Source organism: Allobosea sp. CRIB-10 (assembly GCF_900112185.1).
In the GTDB taxonomy this organism is placed as follows: Bacteria; Pseudomonadota; Alphaproteobacteria; order Rhizobiales; family Beijerinckiaceae; genus Allobosea.
In genome coordinates, this window is sequence record NZ_FOKP01000002.1 from 205270 (window position 1) to 223059 (window position 17790).

General features: G+C 66.3%; 22 protein-coding genes. 5 read left to right on the plus strand and 17 right to left on the minus strand.

The window, feature by feature from the left end; genetic code table 11:
- The first annotated feature begins 66 nt into the window (after positions 1-66).
- The 3 genes from BMZ69_RS03745 to BMZ69_RS03755 all read left to right on the plus strand — a co-directional run bounded on the left by BMZ69_RS03745 (position 67) and on the right by BMZ69_RS03755 (position 3228).
- Positions 67-1071 (plus strand): DUF808 domain-containing protein, encoded by a 1005-nt coding sequence (locus BMZ69_RS03745; protein WP_092154997.1) that lies wholly within the window; start codon positions 67-69, stop codon positions 1069-1071.
- A gap of 77 nt (positions 1072-1148) precedes the next feature.
- Positions 1149-2087, plus strand: coding sequence for an AEC family transporter (locus BMZ69_RS03750; RefSeq protein WP_092154999.1), 939 nt, complete (start codon positions 1149-1151; stop codon positions 2085-2087).
- Positions 2088-2130: 43 nt separating this feature from the next.
- Positions 2131-3228 (plus strand): NADH:flavin oxidoreductase/NADH oxidase, encoded by a 1098-nt coding sequence (locus BMZ69_RS03755; protein WP_092155001.1) that lies wholly within the window; start codon positions 2131-2133, stop codon positions 3226-3228.
- An 11-nt stretch (positions 3229-3239) separates the two neighbouring features.
- Here the strand turns inward: BMZ69_RS03755 and BMZ69_RS03760 are convergent, their stop codons facing one another.
- The 10 genes from BMZ69_RS03760 to BMZ69_RS03805 all read right to left on the minus strand — a co-directional run bounded on the left by BMZ69_RS03760 (position 3240) and on the right by BMZ69_RS03805 (position 8874).
- Entirely contained in the window at positions 3240-3548 is a 309-nt protein-coding gene (locus BMZ69_RS03760) for a DUF1330 domain-containing protein (RefSeq protein ID WP_092155003.1), read from the minus strand.
- Positions 3549-3550: 2 nt separating this feature from the next.
- Entirely contained in the window at positions 3551-3838 is a 288-nt protein-coding gene (locus tag BMZ69_RS03765; RefSeq protein ID WP_092155005.1) for a DUF1330 domain-containing protein, read from the minus strand.
- A gap of 138 nt (positions 3839-3976) precedes the next feature.
- Positions 3977-4684: an orotidine-5'-phosphate decarboxylase gene (gene pyrF, locus BMZ69_RS03770; protein WP_092155007.1), complete on the minus strand. Its 708-nt coding sequence runs from the start codon at positions 4682-4684 to the stop codon at positions 3977-3979.
- Positions 4685-4799: 115 nt separating this feature from the next.
- Positions 4800-5459 (minus strand): DsbA family oxidoreductase, encoded by a 660-nt coding sequence (locus BMZ69_RS03775; protein ID WP_092155009.1) that lies wholly within the window; start codon positions 5457-5459, stop codon positions 4800-4802.
- Positions 5460-5531: 72 nt separating this feature from the next.
- Entirely contained in the window at positions 5532-5858 is a 327-nt protein-coding gene (locus BMZ69_RS03780; RefSeq protein WP_348272448.1) for a type II toxin-antitoxin system VapC family toxin, read from the minus strand.
- Entirely contained in the window at positions 5855-6100 is a 246-nt protein-coding gene (locus tag BMZ69_RS03785; RefSeq protein WP_092155011.1) for a type II toxin-antitoxin system Phd/YefM family antitoxin, read from the minus strand. The genes BMZ69_RS03780 and BMZ69_RS03785 overlap by 4 nt, the downstream gene beginning before the upstream one ends.
- A gap of 66 nt (positions 6101-6166) precedes the next feature.
- A complete protein-coding gene (locus BMZ69_RS03790; RefSeq protein WP_092155014.1) occupies positions 6167-7231 on the minus strand; it encodes a lysine-2,3-aminomutase-like protein in 1065 nt (354 codons plus the stop codon).
- The gene (gene epmA / locus BMZ69_RS03795) at positions 7228-8292 is read right to left on the minus strand and encodes an EF-P lysine aminoacylase EpmA (RefSeq protein ID WP_092155016.1); all 1065 of its coding nucleotides are present in this window, start codon (positions 8290-8292) and stop codon (positions 7228-7230) included. Before epmA ends, BMZ69_RS03790 begins: the two co-directional genes overlap by 4 nt.
- 11 nt (positions 8293-8303) lie before the next feature.
- Positions 8304-8621 (minus strand): BrnA antitoxin family protein, encoded by a 318-nt coding sequence (locus BMZ69_RS03800; RefSeq protein WP_244543196.1) that lies wholly within the window; start codon positions 8619-8621, stop codon positions 8304-8306.
- Positions 8602-8874, minus strand: coding sequence for a BrnT family toxin (locus BMZ69_RS03805; RefSeq protein ID WP_092155018.1), 273 nt, complete (start codon positions 8872-8874; stop codon positions 8602-8604). Before BMZ69_RS03805 ends, BMZ69_RS03800 begins: the two co-directional genes overlap by 20 nt.
- A 153-nt stretch (positions 8875-9027) precedes the next feature.
- Here BMZ69_RS03805 and efp point away from each other — a divergent pair, with 153 nt between their 5' ends.
- Both efp and BMZ69_RS03815 read left to right on the plus strand, forming a co-directional pair.
- On the plus strand, positions 9028-9597 hold the full coding sequence (gene efp, locus BMZ69_RS03810) for an elongation factor P (RefSeq protein WP_092155020.1): 570 nt from the start codon (positions 9028-9030) through the stop codon (positions 9595-9597).
- A 92-nt stretch (positions 9598-9689) separates the two neighbouring features.
- On the plus strand, positions 9690-10208 hold the full coding sequence (locus BMZ69_RS03815; protein WP_092155022.1) for a DUF1993 domain-containing protein: 519 nt from the start codon (positions 9690-9692) through the stop codon (positions 10206-10208).
- A gap of 123 nt (positions 10209-10331) precedes the next feature.
- On the opposite strand, the gene BMZ69_RS03820 is transcribed toward BMZ69_RS03815, so the two are convergent.
- The 7 genes from BMZ69_RS03820 to rpoN form a co-directional block, all read right to left on the minus strand.
- Positions 10332-11789 carry a phospholipase D-like domain-containing protein gene (locus BMZ69_RS03820; protein WP_092155024.1) on the minus strand — a complete coding sequence of 486 codons (1458 nt, stop codon included), beginning with the start codon at positions 11787-11789 and terminating at the stop codon, positions 10332-10334.
- A 356-nt stretch (positions 11790-12145) separates the two neighbouring features.
- Positions 12146-12811, minus strand: a complete 666-nt coding sequence (locus tag BMZ69_RS03825; RefSeq protein WP_092155027.1) for an MBL fold metallo-hydrolase — start codon at positions 12809-12811, stop codon at positions 12146-12148.
- 32 nt (positions 12812-12843) lie between these two features.
- Positions 12844-13176, minus strand: coding sequence for a hypothetical protein (locus BMZ69_RS03830; RefSeq protein ID WP_092155029.1), 333 nt, complete (start codon positions 13174-13176; stop codon positions 12844-12846).
- Positions 13173-14789: a fumarate hydratase gene (locus tag BMZ69_RS03835; protein ID WP_092155031.1), complete on the minus strand. Its 1617-nt coding sequence runs from the start codon at positions 14787-14789 to the stop codon at positions 13173-13175. The genes BMZ69_RS03830 and BMZ69_RS03835 overlap by 4 nt, the downstream gene beginning before the upstream one ends.
- Before the next feature lie 128 nt (positions 14790-14917).
- Positions 14918-15379 (minus strand): PTS IIA-like nitrogen regulatory protein PtsN, encoded by a 462-nt coding sequence (gene ptsN / locus BMZ69_RS03840; RefSeq protein WP_092155033.1) that lies wholly within the window; start codon positions 15377-15379, stop codon positions 14918-14920.
- 84 nt (positions 15380-15463) lie between these two features.
- Positions 15464-16051, minus strand: a complete 588-nt coding sequence (gene raiA, locus BMZ69_RS03845) for a ribosome hibernation-promoting factor, HPF/YfiA family (protein ID WP_092155035.1) — start codon at positions 16049-16051, stop codon at positions 15464-15466.
- Between the two features lie 188 nt (positions 16052-16239).
- Positions 16240-17772: an RNA polymerase factor sigma-54 gene (gene rpoN, locus BMZ69_RS03850; RefSeq protein ID WP_092155038.1), complete on the minus strand. Its 1533-nt coding sequence runs from the start codon at positions 17770-17772 to the stop codon at positions 16240-16242.
- Between the last annotated feature and the right edge of the window lie 18 nt (positions 17773-17790).

Here is a 17790-nt window from a genome sequence, read left to right on the forward strand (position 1 = left end):
TCAGGGCAAACCGGATCGCCTATCAGCTCAGCGCCGCCCGCTCCGCGGCCTCGCCTGGAGACCGCCATGAGTTCGGGACTCTTCGCCCTTCTCGACGATGTCGCAGCCCTGGCCAAGGTCGCTGCGGCCACGCTCGACGACGCCGCCGCACAGGCGACCAAGGCCGGCGCCAAGGCGGCCGGCATCGTCATCGACGACGCGGCAGTGACGCCGCGTTACGCCGTCGGCTTCGCGGCGGAACGCGAATTGCCGATCATCTGGAAGATCGCGCTCGGCTCGCTCAAGAACAAGTTGCTCTTCCTCTTGCCGGCGGCGCTGGTGCTGACGCTCGTCGCGCCCTGGGCTATCACGCCGCTGCTGATGATCGGCGGCGCCTATCTCTGCTTCGAGGGCTTCGAGAAGGTCTACGAGCTCGCGGTGCCGCATGCGCATCACGACGAAATTGCCGGCGAGGGCGGCACCGACATCCTCGACGCCAAGCAGCTCGAGGAGCAGAAGATCGCCGGCGCGATCAAGACCGACTTCATCCTCTCGGCCGAAATCATGGCGATCACGCTCTCCACCATCACCGCCTCCTCCTTCTGGATGCAGGCGCTGGTGCTGGCAGTGGTCGGCCTCGGCATGACGGTCCTGGTCTATGGCGTCGTCGCCCTGATCGTGAAGGCCGACGATGCCGGCGTCGCCCTGTCGCGCAGCGGCATCCTGCCGATCCGGCTGCTGGGGCGCGGCCTCGTCGCCGGCATGCCGCCCTTCCTCAAAGTGCTGAGTGCGGTTGGCACCGCGGCGATGCTCTGGGTCGGCGGCGGCATCATCATCCACGGCCTCGCCGGCTACGGGCTCGCCGGGATCGAGCATGTCATCCATGATGTCGCGGTCGTGGTCGGGAAGGCCTGGCCGGCGCTGACCGGCGTGCTCGAATGGCTGACGACAGCGGCTGCCTCGGCCGTGTTCGGGCTCATTGTCGGCGGGCTTTGCCTCGTCGGCATGCACTTCATCGTCGAACCGGTGCTGAAGGCCTGGCGCGGTAGTGGCGTGAAGCCGGCAGCCCTGCCGGAAAAGCAGGGCCACTAGGCAGCAACGGGACCACACGGCGGCCCGAAATCTGCTAGCGCTGGCAACCGGTCCGGCTCGCGGGCCGCGGTGCCCTCATGCTGCAATTCCTCGCCACCAGCACGCCCTTCTTCGCGGTGATCGCGCTCGGCGCCTTCACCGCCTGGCGCGGAATGTTCAGCGCCGATGCGGTCAGGGTGTTCAACACCTTCGCCTTCATGGTGGCGACGCCGGCGATGGTGTTGCGGGTGATGTCGCGCCAGCCGATCGCTGAACTCTGGAACGGCATCTTCTTCGCGGCGCTCGCCCTGATCGGGGTCGGGGTACTCGGACTCGCCATCCTGCTGCAGCGTCGCCTGCTCGGCCTGCCCTTCCCCAACGCCGTGTCTCGGGCGCAGGCCCTGGTCGGCGGCAATTTCGCCTTCCTCGGCCTCCCGCTGATGCTCGCCTTCCTCGGCGACAGCGCCGCAGCGCCGCTCGCGATCGGCCTGATCTGCGACACCGCCCTGATCGTGCCGCTCTCGATCGGGCTGATCGAGGCCGGGCGTGGACGCGGCTCGCCCCTTGCGATCGCGTTCAGGCTCGTCCGGGGCACGATCGTCAACCCGTTCATGCTCTCGATCATGGCCGGCATCGCTTTGTCGCTGAGCGGGATTGCGTTGCCTGAGCCAGTCGACCGTTTCCTGCTCTTCCTCGGCGCCTCGGCGGCGCCGGTCGGCGTCTTCGCGCTGGGGATCGCCGCCTTCCAATGGAGTCGCGAAGGCAAGCTGCCTTTGCGCGGGGTCCTGCCGCTGGTTGCCGGCAAGCTCGTCCTGCATCCCCTGCTGACCTGGGCGGTGCTGGCGCTGGTGCTGAAGCTCGACCCGTTCTGGGTCCAGGCCGGCGTGCTCTATGCGGCGCTGCCGATCGCGGCCAATGTCTTCGTCATTTCCGAACGCTTCGACACCGGCAGCCGCCCGATCGCGGCGGCGATCGTGATCTCGACCGCCGCAGCCGCCCTCACCTTCCCGCTAGCGATCTGGCTGATCTCGCCCTGAGCCGCCATCATACGGGTCCAAAACCGCCCGTCCGGAGACGTCCATGCCAAGCCAGCTCTTCCAGCCCTTCGATCTCGGCGGCCTTCATCTGACGAACCGGGTCGTGATCGCGCCGATGTGCCAGTATTCGGCTGAAGACGGCTCGGCCACCGATTGGCATCTCATCCATCTCGGCAACCTCTCCTTGTCGGGCGCCGGACTCCTGATCATCGAAGCGACGGCGGTCGAGCCGGAAGGGCGGATCAGCCCGGACGATCTCGGCCTGTGGAGCGACGCCAACGAAGCGGCGCTCGGGCGCGTGCTCGAAGCCATCCGGCGCCATTCGGACATGCCGGTCGGCATCCAGCTCGGCCATGCCGGCCGCAAGGCCTCGGTCCATTCGCCCTGGACCGGTGGCGGACAGCGCCCGCTCGAGGATCGCGGCTGGCAGACGCTCGCTCCCTCCGCCCTGCCGATGCAGGCCAAGGACCGGCCGCCGCTGCCGCTCGACGCCGCCGGTTTGAAGCGGATCCGCGAAGCCTTCGTCGCGACGGCGCGCCGGGCGGTGCGGCTCGGCCTGCAGGCGATCGAGCTGCACTGCGCCCATGGCTATCTGCTGCACCAATTCCTGTCGCCGCTGGCGAACCAGCGCGACGACGCCTATGGCGGCTCGCTGGAGAACCGCATGCGCTTCCCGCTCGAGGTGTTCGGTGCGGTGCGCGAGGCGGTCCCGGCCACGATCCCGGTCGGCGTACGCGTCTCCGGGACCGACTGGGTCGAGGGCGGCTGGGACATCGGCCAGACCGTCGCCTTCTCCGAGGTGCTGAAGGCGCGCGGCGTCAGCTTCATCCATGTCTCCAGCGGCGGGGTCTCGGCTGCGCAAAAGATCGCGCTATCGCCGGGCTACCAGGTGCCGCTGGCCCGGGCGGTCAAGGCGGCGACGGGCGTGCCGACCATCGCCGTCGGGCTGATCACCGATTACGAGCATGCCGAGGCGGTCGTCGCCGGCGGCGATGCCGACATGGTCGCGCTGGCGCGTGGCATTCTCTACGAGCCGCGCTGGCCCTGGCACGCCGCCGCCCATCTCGGCGCCAGCGTCAAGCCGCCGAAGCAGTATCTGCGCTCGCAGCCGAGCCGGTTCCGGACACTGTTCGAGAACTGAGGAAGCCGGACTCAATCGCCCGGCTGCGCGCCCTCGTAACCCTCGATGATGACGAGGTCGACCGGGCCGACCTTGGCGAGGTGCTGCACGGCCGCCTGGTATTCCGGCGAGTCGTAGCAGGCGCGCGCCGTCTCGATGTCCTGGAACTCGATGACGACATTGTGCTTGCGGCCCTCACCGCGGGCGAGTTTGTACTCGCCACCGCGCACGAGGAACTTCGCACCGTATTTGGCGAAGGCGATGGCGTTGAGCGAGCGGTAGGTGGCGTATTCCGACTCGCTCTGCACGTCGAGCCGGGCGATCCAGTAGCCTTTCGCCATGCTCACGCCCCCTCGACCGCGATCAGGTCGATCTCGCCGGCGCCCTCGCGCAGCTTGCGCGCCTCGGCATATTCGGCAGAGAACAGATAGGCCTTGGCCGTCGCGTAATCGGGGAATTCGAGGACGACGTTGCGGGCCACGCCCACGCCCTCGCCGACCGTCATCTGGCCGCCGCGCACCAGCGGCGTGCCGCCATATTGCTTGATCGCCTCGGAAGCCTTCGCGGCGTAGACCGCCCATTGCGTCGCATTGGTCACCTTGGCGCGACCGATCACATATCCCTTGGGCATTGCCGTATCCGTATCCGGTGGAAAGGAGCGGCAGACTATCGCATCGGACCGAAAAGTGGACCCCACTTTTCGGAAGACTCCGATGCGACAATACTATGATAGATCATCGTGATCGCGTCCGTTCGGACGCGCGATGATCTAGGCGGCCCCGGCGATCTCGTCCATGACCGCAGCCGCCGCTGCACGCGGGTCAGCCGCGCGGATGATGGGACGTCCGACGACGAGGTGATCGGCGCCGGCGCGGATCGCTTCGGCCGGGGTGAGGGTGCGCTTCTGGTCGCCGGCGGCGCTGCCGGCCGGGCGGATGCCGGGGGTGACGATCGCCATGTCCGGCCCGATCACCTCGCGGACGATCTCGGTCTCGGCGGCAGAGCAGACGATGCCGTCGACGCCGGCGCTGCGGGCCTGCTGAGCGCGCATGCGCACGAGGTCGCGCACGGCGAGGCCGTAGCCGGCATCCTTGAGGTCGCCGTCGTCATAGGAGGTCAAAGCGGTGACGGCGAGCAGCTTCAGCGCCGCCTCGCCGCGCCCCTCGACAGCGCCGCGCATGGTCTGCGGATAGGCGTGCACGGTCAGGAAAGTGACGCCGAGCTTGGTCAGTGATTCCACACCCTCGGTGACGGTGTTGCCGATGTCGTGCAGCTTGAGATCGAGGAAGACCTTCTTGCCCTCGGTCACGAGCTGGCGGGCAAGGTCGAGCCCGCCGGCGAAGGCGAGCCGATAGCCGATCTTGTAGAAGCTCGCCCCGTCGCCTAGCGTCGAGACGATGCGGTAGGCGTCCCAGACCGTCGGCACGTCGAGTGCGACGATCATGCGGTCCCGGAGATCGTTGATCTTCTGCGTCATCGCCTTCCCTCCACCTGCTCCCGAGGTGAAAGGCACGATTCGAATCGCCGCGCAAGGATTATCTCATTTCTGAGACAAGTCCTTTTTTCGATCCGCCGCGAATGCACAGAATGCCTCACTCATCCTCGTCACGAGGCTTCGCCGCCATTACCTGCGCAAAAACCTGCGTCCAGACCTCCGGCGGCTGGGCGCCCGAGACCGCGAGCTTGCCGTCGACGATGAAGAAGGGCACGCCGGTGACCCCGACCTTCTGGGCATGCGCCTCCAATCCGACGATGGTCTCGCGCAGCTCGTCATTGGCGAGCTCGTCGCGAGCCGCCTGCTCGTCGAAGCCCTGCTCGACGGCGATCGCGACCAGCGTCTCCAAGTCGCCGATATCGCGCCCCTCCTGCCAATAGGCCTTGAACAGCGCCGCGGTCATCTCGCCGCCGCGCTGCACGGTCGCGGCGGCGGCGACGAGCATATGCGCCATGCGGGTGTTGACGCTCTTCGTCACCTTCGCCCAGTTGAAGGTGACGCCGCTCTCCAGCGCCGCCTCCGACAGACGCAATTCGATCTCGCGCCGCTTGCCGGGGCCGAACTTGCCGTCGAGATAGGCGGTGCGGTCCATGCCCTCGGCCGGCATCTCCGGATTGAGCTCATAGGGCAGCCAGGTGATGGCGACGCGCTCGGTGAGATTATGGTTGGCGAGCGCGGTCTCGAGCCGGGTCTTGCCGATGAAGCACCAGGGGCAGGCGATGTCCGAGACGATCGCGAGCGGCAGCTTGTCCTGCATTGATGATCTCCGCTCAAACTGTTTGGACCGGGTCGCCGTAATGGGCGAGCAACGCGTCCGAAGTCAAAAGTGTCAGGCTCTCGGCCCGGCCTGCGCGACCAGCATCCGGTCGAACGGGTCCTTGTGATGGCTCGGCAGCCTATCCAATACGAGGGCGTGCTCCCCGAGCACCGGCATCTCGCAATAACCGTTGTCGAGCAGGCCACGCCGCAGAACCTGCAAACTGACCGAGAAATCCGCCCTTCCGAGGGCATTCTTGATCGCGATCTCCCAGAGGCTGACGACACTGAAGAGCAGTTCGTTGTCGGGATCCTGCAGCAGGTGCAGAGCTTTCGCGGACAGCCGGTGTGGTTGTCCCGCACTCCATAACAGCAAATGCGTATCCAGCAGCAGCTTCACGAACGGCTTTCGAACAGGCCAACGATCTCCTCGGCTCCCATTCGGTCGAAATCGTCAGGCACGCTGATCTCTCCATCCATGAAGCCTATGCGCCGAACCAACCGGAGCTCCCCCTCATCGAGCGGCACGAGCTTGACCATCGGCTTTCCGGCCTTGGCAATAACGACGCTCTCGCCCTTCGACACCCGCTCGACCAACCGCGAGAGATTGGTCTTGGCTTCGTGGATGTTGACTGTCTTCATGTCCGCTCTCGAACTTAGTTCATCGGACTTAGTCTAGCACCTAGCCTTTGGGATCGATACCGCCGCCTATATCGGCGGATAGGCGTGGAGGTCGCCATGGCGATCCTCCGCGAAACCTTGCGCGCCGGGCGTCTCGCAGCCCGAAAGGAAGGCGGGCCCGACCGGAATCTTGCCGGCCCCGCCGGGGATGTCGAGGATATAGGTCGGCTGGCACAGGCCGGAAAGGTGGCCGCGCAGGCTTTTGACCAGCGCGTGCCCCTCGGCCAGCGAGAGCCGGAAGTGAGATGTGCCCGGCGCGAGGTCGGGATGGTGCAGGTAGTACGGCTTGACCCGGTTCTCGACGAAGGCGCGCATCAGTGCCGACAGCGTCTCGACATCGGCGTTGACGCCCTTGAGCAGCACGCTCTGGCTGACGAGGACATGGCCGGCATCGGCGAGGCGCGCCAGCGCGGCCTTCGAGTCCGTCGTGAACTCGCGCGGATGATTGGCGTGGACGGCGATGTAGCTCGCCTTGCCGGGGATGCGCAGCGCACGGGCATAATCCTCGGTGATGCGCTCGGGCTGGACCATCGGCACGCGCGTATGCCAGCGCGCCACCTTGATCTGCGGGATCGCGGCAAGGCGCCTGGCCACCTCGCGCACCCGCCTGCCTGAGAGGATCAACGGGTCGCCGCCGGTCATGATCACCTCCCAGATCTCAGGGCGGGAAGCGAGATAAGCGAGCGCGGCCTCTAACTTGTCGCCGGTCAAGGCGTCGCCGCCGGGTCCGACCATCTCGCGACGGAAGCAGAAACGGCAATAGACCGGGCAGGCATGGACGAGCTTGAGCAAGGCCCGATCCGGATAGCGATGGACGATACCCTCGACCGGCGAATGCGCCTCGTCGCCGATCGGGTCGGCGAGCTCCTCCGGCAGGGTCGTCAGCTCGGCCGCGGCGGGAATGAACTGGCGAGCGATCGGATCGGCTTCGTCGGCCGGATCAATCAGGGCCGCGATCGCCGGCGTCACCGAGACGGCATAGCGCTTCGCCACTTCGCCCAGCGCCTGCCGCTTTTCAGGCGCGACGAGACCACGCTCGACGAGAGCGTCGAGCGTCCTGAGCGGCTGACCGGGCGGCTGGTGGATCGTCATCGCCCTCCCCTGCCCGGTTCCGCGACCGGCGTCCAGAGCACATCCTCGATCCGGCGCGCGCCCGTGGCGAGCATGACGAGGCGATCGAAGCCGAGCGCGATGCCAGAGGATTGCGGCATCACGGCGAGCGCGGCGAGGAAATCCTCGTCGACCGGATAGCGCTCGCCATAGATGCGCTGCTTCTCGTCCATGTCGGCCTCGAAACGCCGCCGCTGCTCGGCCGGATCGGTCAGTTCGCCGAAGGCGTTGGCGAGCTCGACCCTGCAGGCATAGAGCTCGAAACGCTCGGCGACGCGCGCATCGCCGGGCTTGGGCCGGGCCAGCGCCGCCTCCGAGATCGGGTATTCGCACAGGATGGTGGCGCGGCCGCGGCCGAGCTCAGGCTCGACCTTCTCGGAGAGGACGCGGCTGAAGACGTCGGACCAGCTGTCGTCCTCGGCGAGACGGATGCCGGCGCCCCGCGCCTGCGCGGCCAGCGCTTCGCGATCGGTCGCTCCGTCGTCGGCGATCGTCGCCAGCAGATCGATGCCCGCATGGCGGGCGAAAGCCTCGTGCAAGGTCACGCGCTCAGGCTCGGCGAAGGGATCGACCTCGCCGCCGCGCCAGCGCAGGACGGTCGTGCCGGCAGCACGGGCAGCCTCGGCGAGCAGTGCCGCGCAGTCCCGCATCAGCGCCTCGTAATCCTCCCCGGCGCGATACCATTCCAGCATGGTGAATTCGGGATGGTGCAGCGCGGTGCGCTCGCGATTGCGGAAGACGCGGGCGAAATCGAAGATCCGCGGCTCACCCGCCGCCAGCAGCTTCTTGGCGGCGAATTCCGGCGAGGTGTGCAGATAATAGGGGTGGCCAGCGCCGGCGTCGTCGATCAGCGTCGTCGAAAAGCCGTGCAGATGCGTCTCGTTGCCGGGCGAGAGCTGCAGGATCGCGGCCTCGACCTCGATGAAATCGCGCGCCTCGAACCAGCGCCGCAGCGCCGTCTTGATCCGACTACGGGCAAGAAGCATGGGGCGCCGGTCGGCATGGATGTCCGGCCGCCAGAAGGGCGGGAGCGTGTCGCTCATGATGCCAGCACTCAGCCTGCCTTCTTGAGCAGGGCTTCGCGCAGGATATCGTTGATGCGCGTCTGCCAGCCGGGGCCATCGGCCTTGGCGCGCTCCAGCACGTCCTGATCCAGCCGGATGCTGACCAGCTTCTTGGTCGGCGCCTTCTGCGGGCCGCGCTCGCCCTGCCGCCGCCGGTGCTCGCGCATCAGCGCGACCAACTCGGGCGGAAGTACCTCATAGGCGGGTCGCATCTCAGCAAAGTCGGCCGCGGTCAGCTCGCGCACCTCGCCATCCTCGTCGGTCAGCGGTTCGAGGTTGGGATCGATATCAATCGGCTTTCTGCTCACAGCGCTTCACCTCCCGCGCATTCGCCTTGCGAAAGCTGATCACGCGAATACCGCCCGGTATCGGCGTGAAGCAGACGACGAAGAGGCGATCTCCAATCAATCCCAGCGAAACGAAGCGACGCTCGGGATACGGAAAACGGCGATCCTCATGCGTTTGCGCCGTTTCCCACGCGAATTCGTCAACCAGCATGAACGGCAGCCCGCGCTCGCGGATATTCCGCTCGTTCTTGCTGGGATCGAATTCGATCTTCACAGCTTTAATTGTATCTACATCACCCGATTGTCAAGGGATTGAGCCGCGTTTCCGGACACTACGCTTCCGTTTCAGGCCTCGATGCGGTAGTGGCGCGGCACAGGATTTCGCATAGCGCGCGGATCGAGCCCGCGCCAGCCAAGGAAACATCACGTGGTCAAGGTCATCGCCTCTTCCGTCCGCAAGGGCAACGTCCTCGAAGTCGACGGGCACCTCTGCTCGGTGCTCTCGGCCGAGAGCTTCTTCCCGGGCAAGGGCACGCCGACGACGCAGATCGACATGCGCCGCATCGCCGACGGCGTGAAGGTCACGCAGCGCTACAAGACGACCGAGCAGGTCGAGCGCGCCTATGTCGAGGATCGCGACTTCACCTATCTCTACCAGGACGGCGAGCAGTACGTCTTCATGAACCCCGAGACCTACGACCAGCTCCCGGTCGACGGCGACGTGGTCGGCGACATGGCGCCCTATCTCCAGGAAGGCATGAAGGTCACGCTCTCGGTCTTCGAGGACCGGGCCGTCGCGATCGAGCTGCCGCAGCGCGTCACCCTCGAAGTCACCGAGACCGAGCCGGTGACCAAGGGCCAGACGGCCTCCTCCTCCTACAAGCCGGCGATCCTCTCCAACGGCGTGCGCAGCGCCGTGCCGCCGCATATCGGCGTCGGCACCCGCATCGTGGTGATGACCGCCGACGGCTCCTATGTCGAGCGCGCCAAGGACTGATCGCGGCGCCCGCTGACATCGGCGGCAAAAGGCTTATATCGACGAACGCAGCGGGCCCTTTCCGGGCCCGTTTTCGTTGGTGAGGTCTTCCGATGCCGCTTTCCGCCTATGACGCCGTCTTCCCCGGTTTCATCCAGACCCTGAAGGCGCTCGACGCCATCCTCGACAAGGCAACGGCGGAGGCTTCTCAACGCAAGATCCAGGCGGAGGTGCTGCTGTCGAGCCGGCTCGCGCCGGACATGCTGTCCTTCACCCGGCAGATCCAGTTGATGTCGGATTTCGCCAAGAACGCCGCGGCGCGGGTGAGCGGGGCGGAGAACCCGCGCTTCGCGGACGAGGAAAAGAGCTTCGAGGAGCTGAAGGGGCGGATCGCCAGGACGCTCGACTTCATCGCCTCGGTCGACAAGGGCGCGCTCGATGCCGGGCTAGACAAGGACGTCACTTTCCCGCGTGGCCCCTCGGCGACCGTGACGATGAAGGGCGCCGACTACCTCACGCGTTTTGCCGTGCCGAACTTCTATTTCCACGCCACGACCGCCTACGACATCCTGCGCGAGAACGGCTTCCAGATCGGCAAGCAGGACTTTTTGAAGGGCGTGTTTGACGGCTGAGGCTTTGTGCCGTCATGCTCGCCCTTGTGGCGAGCATCCAAGTCTTGAACACCACCTTCGATAAAGGAAGACGTGGATGGTCGGGACAAGCCCGACCAAGACGGTAATTGGCTACCCACGACCTCACAGATAAGGCGAGCAGAGCCAGAGCATCCGGTCGAGCAGGCGCAAGGGGAAGGGCCGTGCCCGCAGCTCCTTCAGCGTGACCGGGCGCGACCTTGCGATCGCGGCGTCGATGCGCTCCTCGATGCCGCGGGTGAAGCTTTCGTCGAGCACTTCGAGATCGATCTCGAAATTCAGCCTGAGCGAGCGCGCATCGAGATTGGACGAGCCGACATAGGCCCAGCTCCCATCGATCGCGAGCAGCTTGGAGTGGTCGAAAGAGCCGGTGGCGCGCCAGATCCGGCAGCCGTCCTTCAGCACCTGGTCGAACTGCGCCCGCATCGCGCGATCGACCAGGACGAGATTGTTGACATCAGGCACGACGATATCGACGGCGACACCACGACGGGCCGCCGTGACCAGCGCGCTGATCAGCTCGCGGTCCGGCAGGAAATAGGGTGACATGATCCGGATCGAGGTTCGCGCCACCGAGAAGGCGCCGATAAGCAGCTTGTGATTGGTCTCCAGGCTGGCATCGGGCCCAGACGCCACGGCACGCATCAGCACGGTCGGGCCTTGAGTCGCAACCTGAGGCGTGACCGCCCAGGCATCGCCGGCGAGTTCCTCGCCCGAGGCGAAGCGCCAATCCTCGGCCGCGACGCCGAACAGATCCTCGACGACCGGGCCCTCGACGCGGAAATGCGTGTCGTGCCCCGCGGCCTCGCCGGCGAATTCGGTGGTGAAGCCCTGGCGGATGTTCATGCCGCCGGCGAAGGCGACAAGCCCGTCGACGATCAGCAGCTTGCGGTGCGTGCGCAGGTTCGCATAGGGCAATCTCAGGCCGACGATGATATTGCCGTTGAAGACATCGACCGGCACGCCGCCCTTCTGCAGGTGGCCAACGATGCTCGGCACCGAATAGCGCGCGCCGACGGCATCGATCAGCACGCGTACCGTGACACCGCGCCCGTGAGCCGCGATCAGCGCGTCGGCGATGCGCAGGCCGAGCGGGTCGCGATCAAAAATGTAGGTCTCGAGGATGATCGAGCGCTGCGCCGCCGCAATCGCCGCGATCATCGCGGCATAGGCCTCGTCGCCGGTCCTGAGCACCGCGATGGCATTGCCGGTCTTGAGATGGCGGCGCGTCGCCTTGTCGCCCAGGGTCTTCAGCGCGGCGAACCGACGCCCGACATCGCCGGCGACCTCGGCATCCGAGACCTCGAATGTCTGCGCCTTCGACAAGGCGCCGAATCCGTGCCGGCGCTGCGAGACGATCGAAGCGCGGCGGATGCGGTTGATGCCGCCGACCGCATAGACCAGCGGCCCGATGATCGGGGAGAGCACGATGACGCCGACCCAGCCGATGGCGGCGCGGACCTCGTCCTTGGTCATCGCGGCATGGCTGGCGGCGACCACGGTCAGCACCAGCGAGGCGAAACCGAGGATATGTGGCCAATAGGCTGAGAGAATCTCCCACATATCGGCGACTATCGCATGGGAAACGAAACCGGCAATGCGATCAGCCGCTTATCGAGACGCGCCGACTTTCATGGCGAAACCCTCTTGCAAAGGCAGGACCACATTCCCATATTCGGGTCACGCGGATGTCGAGAGCGTTCCACAGCCCTCCGTCCCGTTGAAGACGGCCATGAGCCCGAAGGCAGCGACGCCGGATGTACGCGCGCCCTTCCGGACATGGCCGTTAGCGTTTCTGCGTCATCACCTTTACCGTCATGGTCGGGCTTGTCCCGACCACCCACGTCTTCGCATCAATGATCGCGCGCAGTGTTCAAGACGTGGATGCTCGCCACAAGGGCGAGCCTGACGGCGGTGGCCTACTGCGAATTCCCCTGCAGGAACGGATTGGTCCGGCGCTCCTCGCCGAGCGTGCTGGCCGGACCGTGGCCGGGCAGGAACTGGACGTCGTCGCCGAGCGGCAGCAGCTTGCCCTTGATCCCGCCGATCAGGTCCTTGTGGTTGCCATAGGGGAAATCGGTGCGGCCGACCGAGCCGGCGAAGATCGTGTCGCCGGCAAGCAGGAAGCGCAGATCCTTCTGGAACAGCGTGACATGGCCGGGCGTATGCCCCGGCACATGCTGGACGGTGAATTCGAGATCGCCGACCGAGACGGTGTCGCCTTCGGCAAGCCAGCGCGTCGGCGTAACCGCCTGCACGCCGCGCATCTCGAACATCAGCCCCTGCTGCGGCAGGGCGTCGAGCAGGAACCTGTCGGCCTCATGCGGGCCGATGATCGGCAGGTTCAGCACCCCGGCGAGCTCGGTCGCGCCGCCGGCATGGTCAATATGGCCATGGGTCAGCCAGATCGCAGCCGGCGTGACGCCGAGCTCCGTCAGCGCGCCGCGGATGCGTTCGACATCGCCGCCAGGATCGACGACCGCGGCCTCCTTGGTGCGCGTGCACCAGACGACAGAACAGTTCTGCTGAAAGGGCGTCACCGGCACGACGGCGATGCCGAGCGGGCTTTCAGTCTGGTCGGTCATCGCATGCCTTTCCTTGGGAGAGCCGAAGCTGTCTATCGGCCGCCGCAGCGATTGGCGAGCAGCACGCGGTAATCGGCCAGGGACTGGTCCATCTGGGCGACGTTCTCCTCGCGTTGCCGGCCGGTCTGGCAGGTCGCGAAAACCGAGCGCGCCTTCTGCATGAAGGCGACATGGTCGCGCCAGGCGGCGCATTGCGTCGCCTGGTCGGCCGTGGCGACCTGCTGCATCTTGTACTGCCGCTGGCGCATCGCCGCCTCGTTCTGGAACAGGTCGCGCGTGCACGTCGCTGGAACGGGGCGCGGCTGTGCCAATGCGAGAGCAGGAGCCAGGGTCAGCAGGACAGCGATGGCAGCACGAACGATCATCCGAGATTCAGCTCCTTGAAGAAGTCGTTGCCCTTGTCGTCGATCACGATGAAGGCCGGGAAATCCTCGACCTCGATGCGCCAGACCGCCTCCATGCCGAGCTCGGGATATTCGAGCAGCTCGACCTTGCGGATGCAGTCCTGGGCAAGGCGCGCCGCCGGGCCGCCGATCGAGCCGAGATAGAAGCCGCCATGGGCCTTGCAGGCCTCGCGAACCTGGGCCGAGCGGTTGCCCTTGGCCAGCATCACCATCGAGCCGCCGAAGGACTGGAACTGGTCGACGAAGGAATCCATCCGGCCTGCCGTGGTCGGGCCGAACGAGCCGGAGGCGAACCCCTCCGGCGTCTTGGCCGGGCCGGCGTAATAGACCGGGTGGTTCTTCAGATAGTCCGGCATGCTCTGGCCATTTTCCAGCCGCTCGCGGATCTTGGCATGGGCCGAGTCGCGCGCGACGATGATCGTTCCGGTCAGCGAGAGCCGGGTCTTCACCGGGTATTTCGTCAATGTGGCGAGAATCTCGCTCATCGGCCGGTTGAGGTCGATCTTGACGACGTCGCCGCCCAGCTTGGCCTCGTCGATCTCCGGCAGGTACTTCGACGGATCAGTCTCAAGCGCCTCGAGGAAGATGCCGTCCTTGGTGATCTTGCCCTTGGCCTGGCGATCGGCCGAGCAGGAGACGCCGAGGCCGATCGGCAGCGAGGCGCCGTGGCGCGGCAGGCGGATGACGCGCACGTCATGGCAGAAATACTTGCCGCCGAACTGCGCCCCGACGCCGAGCGCCTGCGTCAACTTGTGGACCTCCTCCTCCATGTCGAGATCGCGGAAGGCATGGCCGCTGGCTGAGCCCGTGGTCGGCAGCGCGTCGAGATATTTGGTCGAGGCCAGCTTGACCGTCTTGAGGTTCTGCTCGGCCGAGGTGCCGCCGATGACGATGGCGAGGTGATAGGGCGGGCAGGCTGCGGTGCCGAGCGTCAGAATCTTCTCCTTCAGGAATGCCATCATCCGCTCCTTGGTCAGGAGCGAGGGCGTCGCCTGGAAGAGGAAGGTCTTGTTGGCCGAGCCGCCGCCCTTGGCGACGAAGAGGAATTTGTAGGCGTCCTCACCCTCGGCATAGATGTCGATCTGCGCCGGCAGGTTGGTCGCGGTGTTCTTCTCCTCGAACATGGAGAGCGGAGCGACCTGCGAATAGCGCAGATTGCGTTTCAGATAGGCATCGTAGACGCCCTCGCCGAGCGCTGCCTCGTCGTCGCCCTCGGTCCAGACCTTGCGGCCCTTCTTGCCCATGATGATCGCCGTGCCGGTGTCCTGGCACATCGGCAGCACGCCGCCGGCGGCGATATTGGCGTTCTTGAGCAGGTCATAGGCGACGAAGCGGTCGTTCCCGGTCGCCTCGGGATCGTCGAGGATCCTGGCGAGCTGGGCGAGATGGCCCGGGCGCAGCAGGTGGTTGATGTCGATGAAGGCCTGCTCGGAGAGCCGCTTGATCGCCTCGCGCGAGACGCTCAGGACCTCGCGACCGCCGACCGTCTCGACGCTGACGCCGTCGCTGCCGAGCGAGCGATAGGGCGTATTGTCCTCTCCGAGGGGGAAGAGATCGACATGGGTATAGGCCATCGGCGGCACTCCGTGGTTCGGCGGCGCCGTGTGGGGCGCCTCTTTTGCCGCGTCATAGCCCCTCGGGGCATGGCCTCCAAGCCCAGACTGAAATCATTCCAAGTCGAGCACGGCGGCCCGTTGCCGCGTCAGGCCGCCTTGGCGGCGGTCTCCGCCAGGATGGCGTAGATGGCGGCCGGGTCATGCGCGTGGCGTACCTGCTCCAGCACCGCCTGGTTGCGCAGCACGCGGGCGACGCGGGCCAGCGCCTTGAGATGGTCGGCCCCGGCCCCTTCCGGCGCGATCAGCACGAAGATGATGTCGACCGGCTGGCCGTCCAGCGCCTCGAAATCGATCGCCTTCTCGGCGCGGGCGAACAGGCCGACGAGCCGATCGATGCCGGCCATGCGGCCGTGCGGGATCGCGATGCCGTCGCCGATCCCGGTCGAGCCCAAGCGCTCGCGCTGGAGCAGGGATTCGAAGAGCTCGCGCTCGGGCAGGCCGGTGAGCAAGGCGGCGTGCTGCGCCAGCTCCTGCAGGGCCTGCTTCTTGCTGTTGGCGCGCAGCGGCGAGATCACCGCGTCGGGCCGGAGAAGATCGGTCAGCGTCATAACCCAATCCATGCATGTCCCGTGCCGGAACGCGGGCGCCACCGGCATCCCGGCCGGCACCCGAATTCCATCAGCGGCGGGACTTCAAGAAAGAGAAGCCGGCGGATCGATCCAGCCGATATTGCCGTCGCGGCGGCGGTATACGACGTTCATGCGGCCATTGCCAGCATGGCGGAAGATAACCACAGGCGCGCCGGTCAGATCGAGCTCGGCGACCGCGTCGACGACCGTCATCTGGTGCAGGGATTTGGTCGATTCGGCCACGATCACCGGGTTCTCGCCGCTGTGATCGACCTCCTGCTCCTCGACGTCGTCATCGGGAGCGGCGATCACATAGCTGGGGATTTCCATCAGCGGCTCGCGCCCGTTCGCCGCGGCGGAGCGATCTTTCAGCCGGCGCTTGTAGCGGCGCAGCCGCTTCTCGATGCGCTCGGCCATCTTGTCGAGGCTGGCATAGGGATCATGCGCCGTGGCAGAGGCTTCCAGCGTGATGCCCGAGGACAGGTGCAGGACGCCGTCGGTCTTGAAGGCGGTGCCGTCCTTGCCGACGGTGATGTGGCCCTGGTATCCACCCTCGTAGTACTTGCCCAACGCTGCGGCGACCCTGGTCTCGGCCTGTCCCCGCAGGGCCGCGCCCACATCGAGGTTTTTGCCGGAGATTCGCAAGCTCATGGAGTGCTTCCCCTTCTTGTCGCCATGGTCCGTAGCCGACCATCCCAAGGAGGTAAGAACGCCCTCATGGGGTTGTCAATGTGCGGAACGGCGCAGTTGCAGGGGTAGCAGGGCGAGGCTGCAAACAGCTCATGATCTGACGCGCATGTCGCGCTGCAGTGCAAAACAGACCTGACACGGCCCGCCCGTCAGCGCCCGGCGAGTGCCATCGCCGCCTTCTCGCGACGCCGTTCCATCGAGGAGGGAATGCGCAGCGATTCCCGGTACTTCGCCACGGTGCGGCGGGCGATGTCGATGCCGCTGTCCTTCAGCCTGGCGACGATGGCATCATCCGAGAGCACGTCCTTCGGCGGCTCGTCGTCGATCATCTGTTTGATGCGGTGCCGTACGGCTTCGGCGGAGTGCGCCTCGCCATAGCCGGTCGCCGCGATCGCGGCGGAAAAGAAGTATTTCATCTCGAAGACCCCGCGTGAGCAGGCGAGGTACTTGTTCGATGTGACGCGCGAAACCGTCGATTCGTGCATGCTGATCGCATCGGCGACCGTCTTGAGGTTGAGCGGGCGCAAATGCTCGACACCATGGGCGAAGAAGCCGTCCTGCTGGCGCACGATCTCGCTGGCGACCTTGAGGATGGTGCGGGCGCGCTGCTCGAGCGAGCGCGTCAGCCAGTTCGCCGTCTGCAGGCATTCGGCGATGAAGGCCTTCTCGGTGTCGCTGCGCGCCGCCCTGGAGACGCGGGCATGATAGGTCTGGTTGACCAGCACGCGCGGCAAGGTGTCAGGGTTGAGGTCGACCAGCCAGGAGCCGTCCGGCGCGGTGCGGATGAAGACGTCAGGCACCACCGTCTCGGCTGCCGAGCCACCAAAGGCGCGCCCGGGCTTGGGATCGAGCCGCCGGATTTCGGCGACCATGTCGGCGATATCCTCGTCGTCGACGCCGCAGATGCGCTTGAGCGCGGCGAAGTCACGCCTGGCGAGGAGCGGCAGGTTGGCGACGAGGGCCTGCATGGCCGGGTCAAAACGGTTGCGGTCGCGCAGCTGGATCGCCAGGCACTCGCCGACATCGCGGGCAGCGACGCCGCTGGGATCGAAGCCTTGGACGATGGCGAGGACCTGCTCGACGCGCTTGAGGTCGACGCCGAGACGCTCGGCGATATCGACCAGCGGCTCGGTCAGATAGCCGGAATCGTCGACGCCATCGATGATGTGGCTACCGATCAGGCGGTCGGCCGGCGCAGTCACGGCGAGGTCGAGCTGGGCGCCGAGATGCTCGTGCAGCGAGAGCTCGCTGGTCAGGCCGTTCTCGAAGCTGTCGGGCCCCTCCTCGAAGGAGCCGCCGGAGCCGCCATAGGCACCGCCGATGATCGGCAGGCTGTCGGCCCCTTGCGTCTCCAGCCGGGCTGCCTTGGGCTGCTCGTTCTGGAAGACGTTGTCGAGCCCGGTGCCGAGTCTGCCCTCGATGCCTTCCTGGGTGTTCAGGCTCTCGGCACGAGCGTAGGTCTCCGCATCGGCCGCATGCGCGCTTTCGCCGGCGCCATTGGCGATGGCCGGCTCCGCAGCCTCGTCGCCGCGCTCGAGCAATGGATTGCGCTCCAGCTCGCCCTCGACGAAGCTCTGCAATTCAAGATGGGAGAGCTGGAGCAGCTTGATCGCCTGCAGCAATTGCGGCGTCATCACCAGGGACTGGCCCTGGCGTAGCTCCATGCGTGGCATCATCGCCATCGCGATCCCGACTCCCTC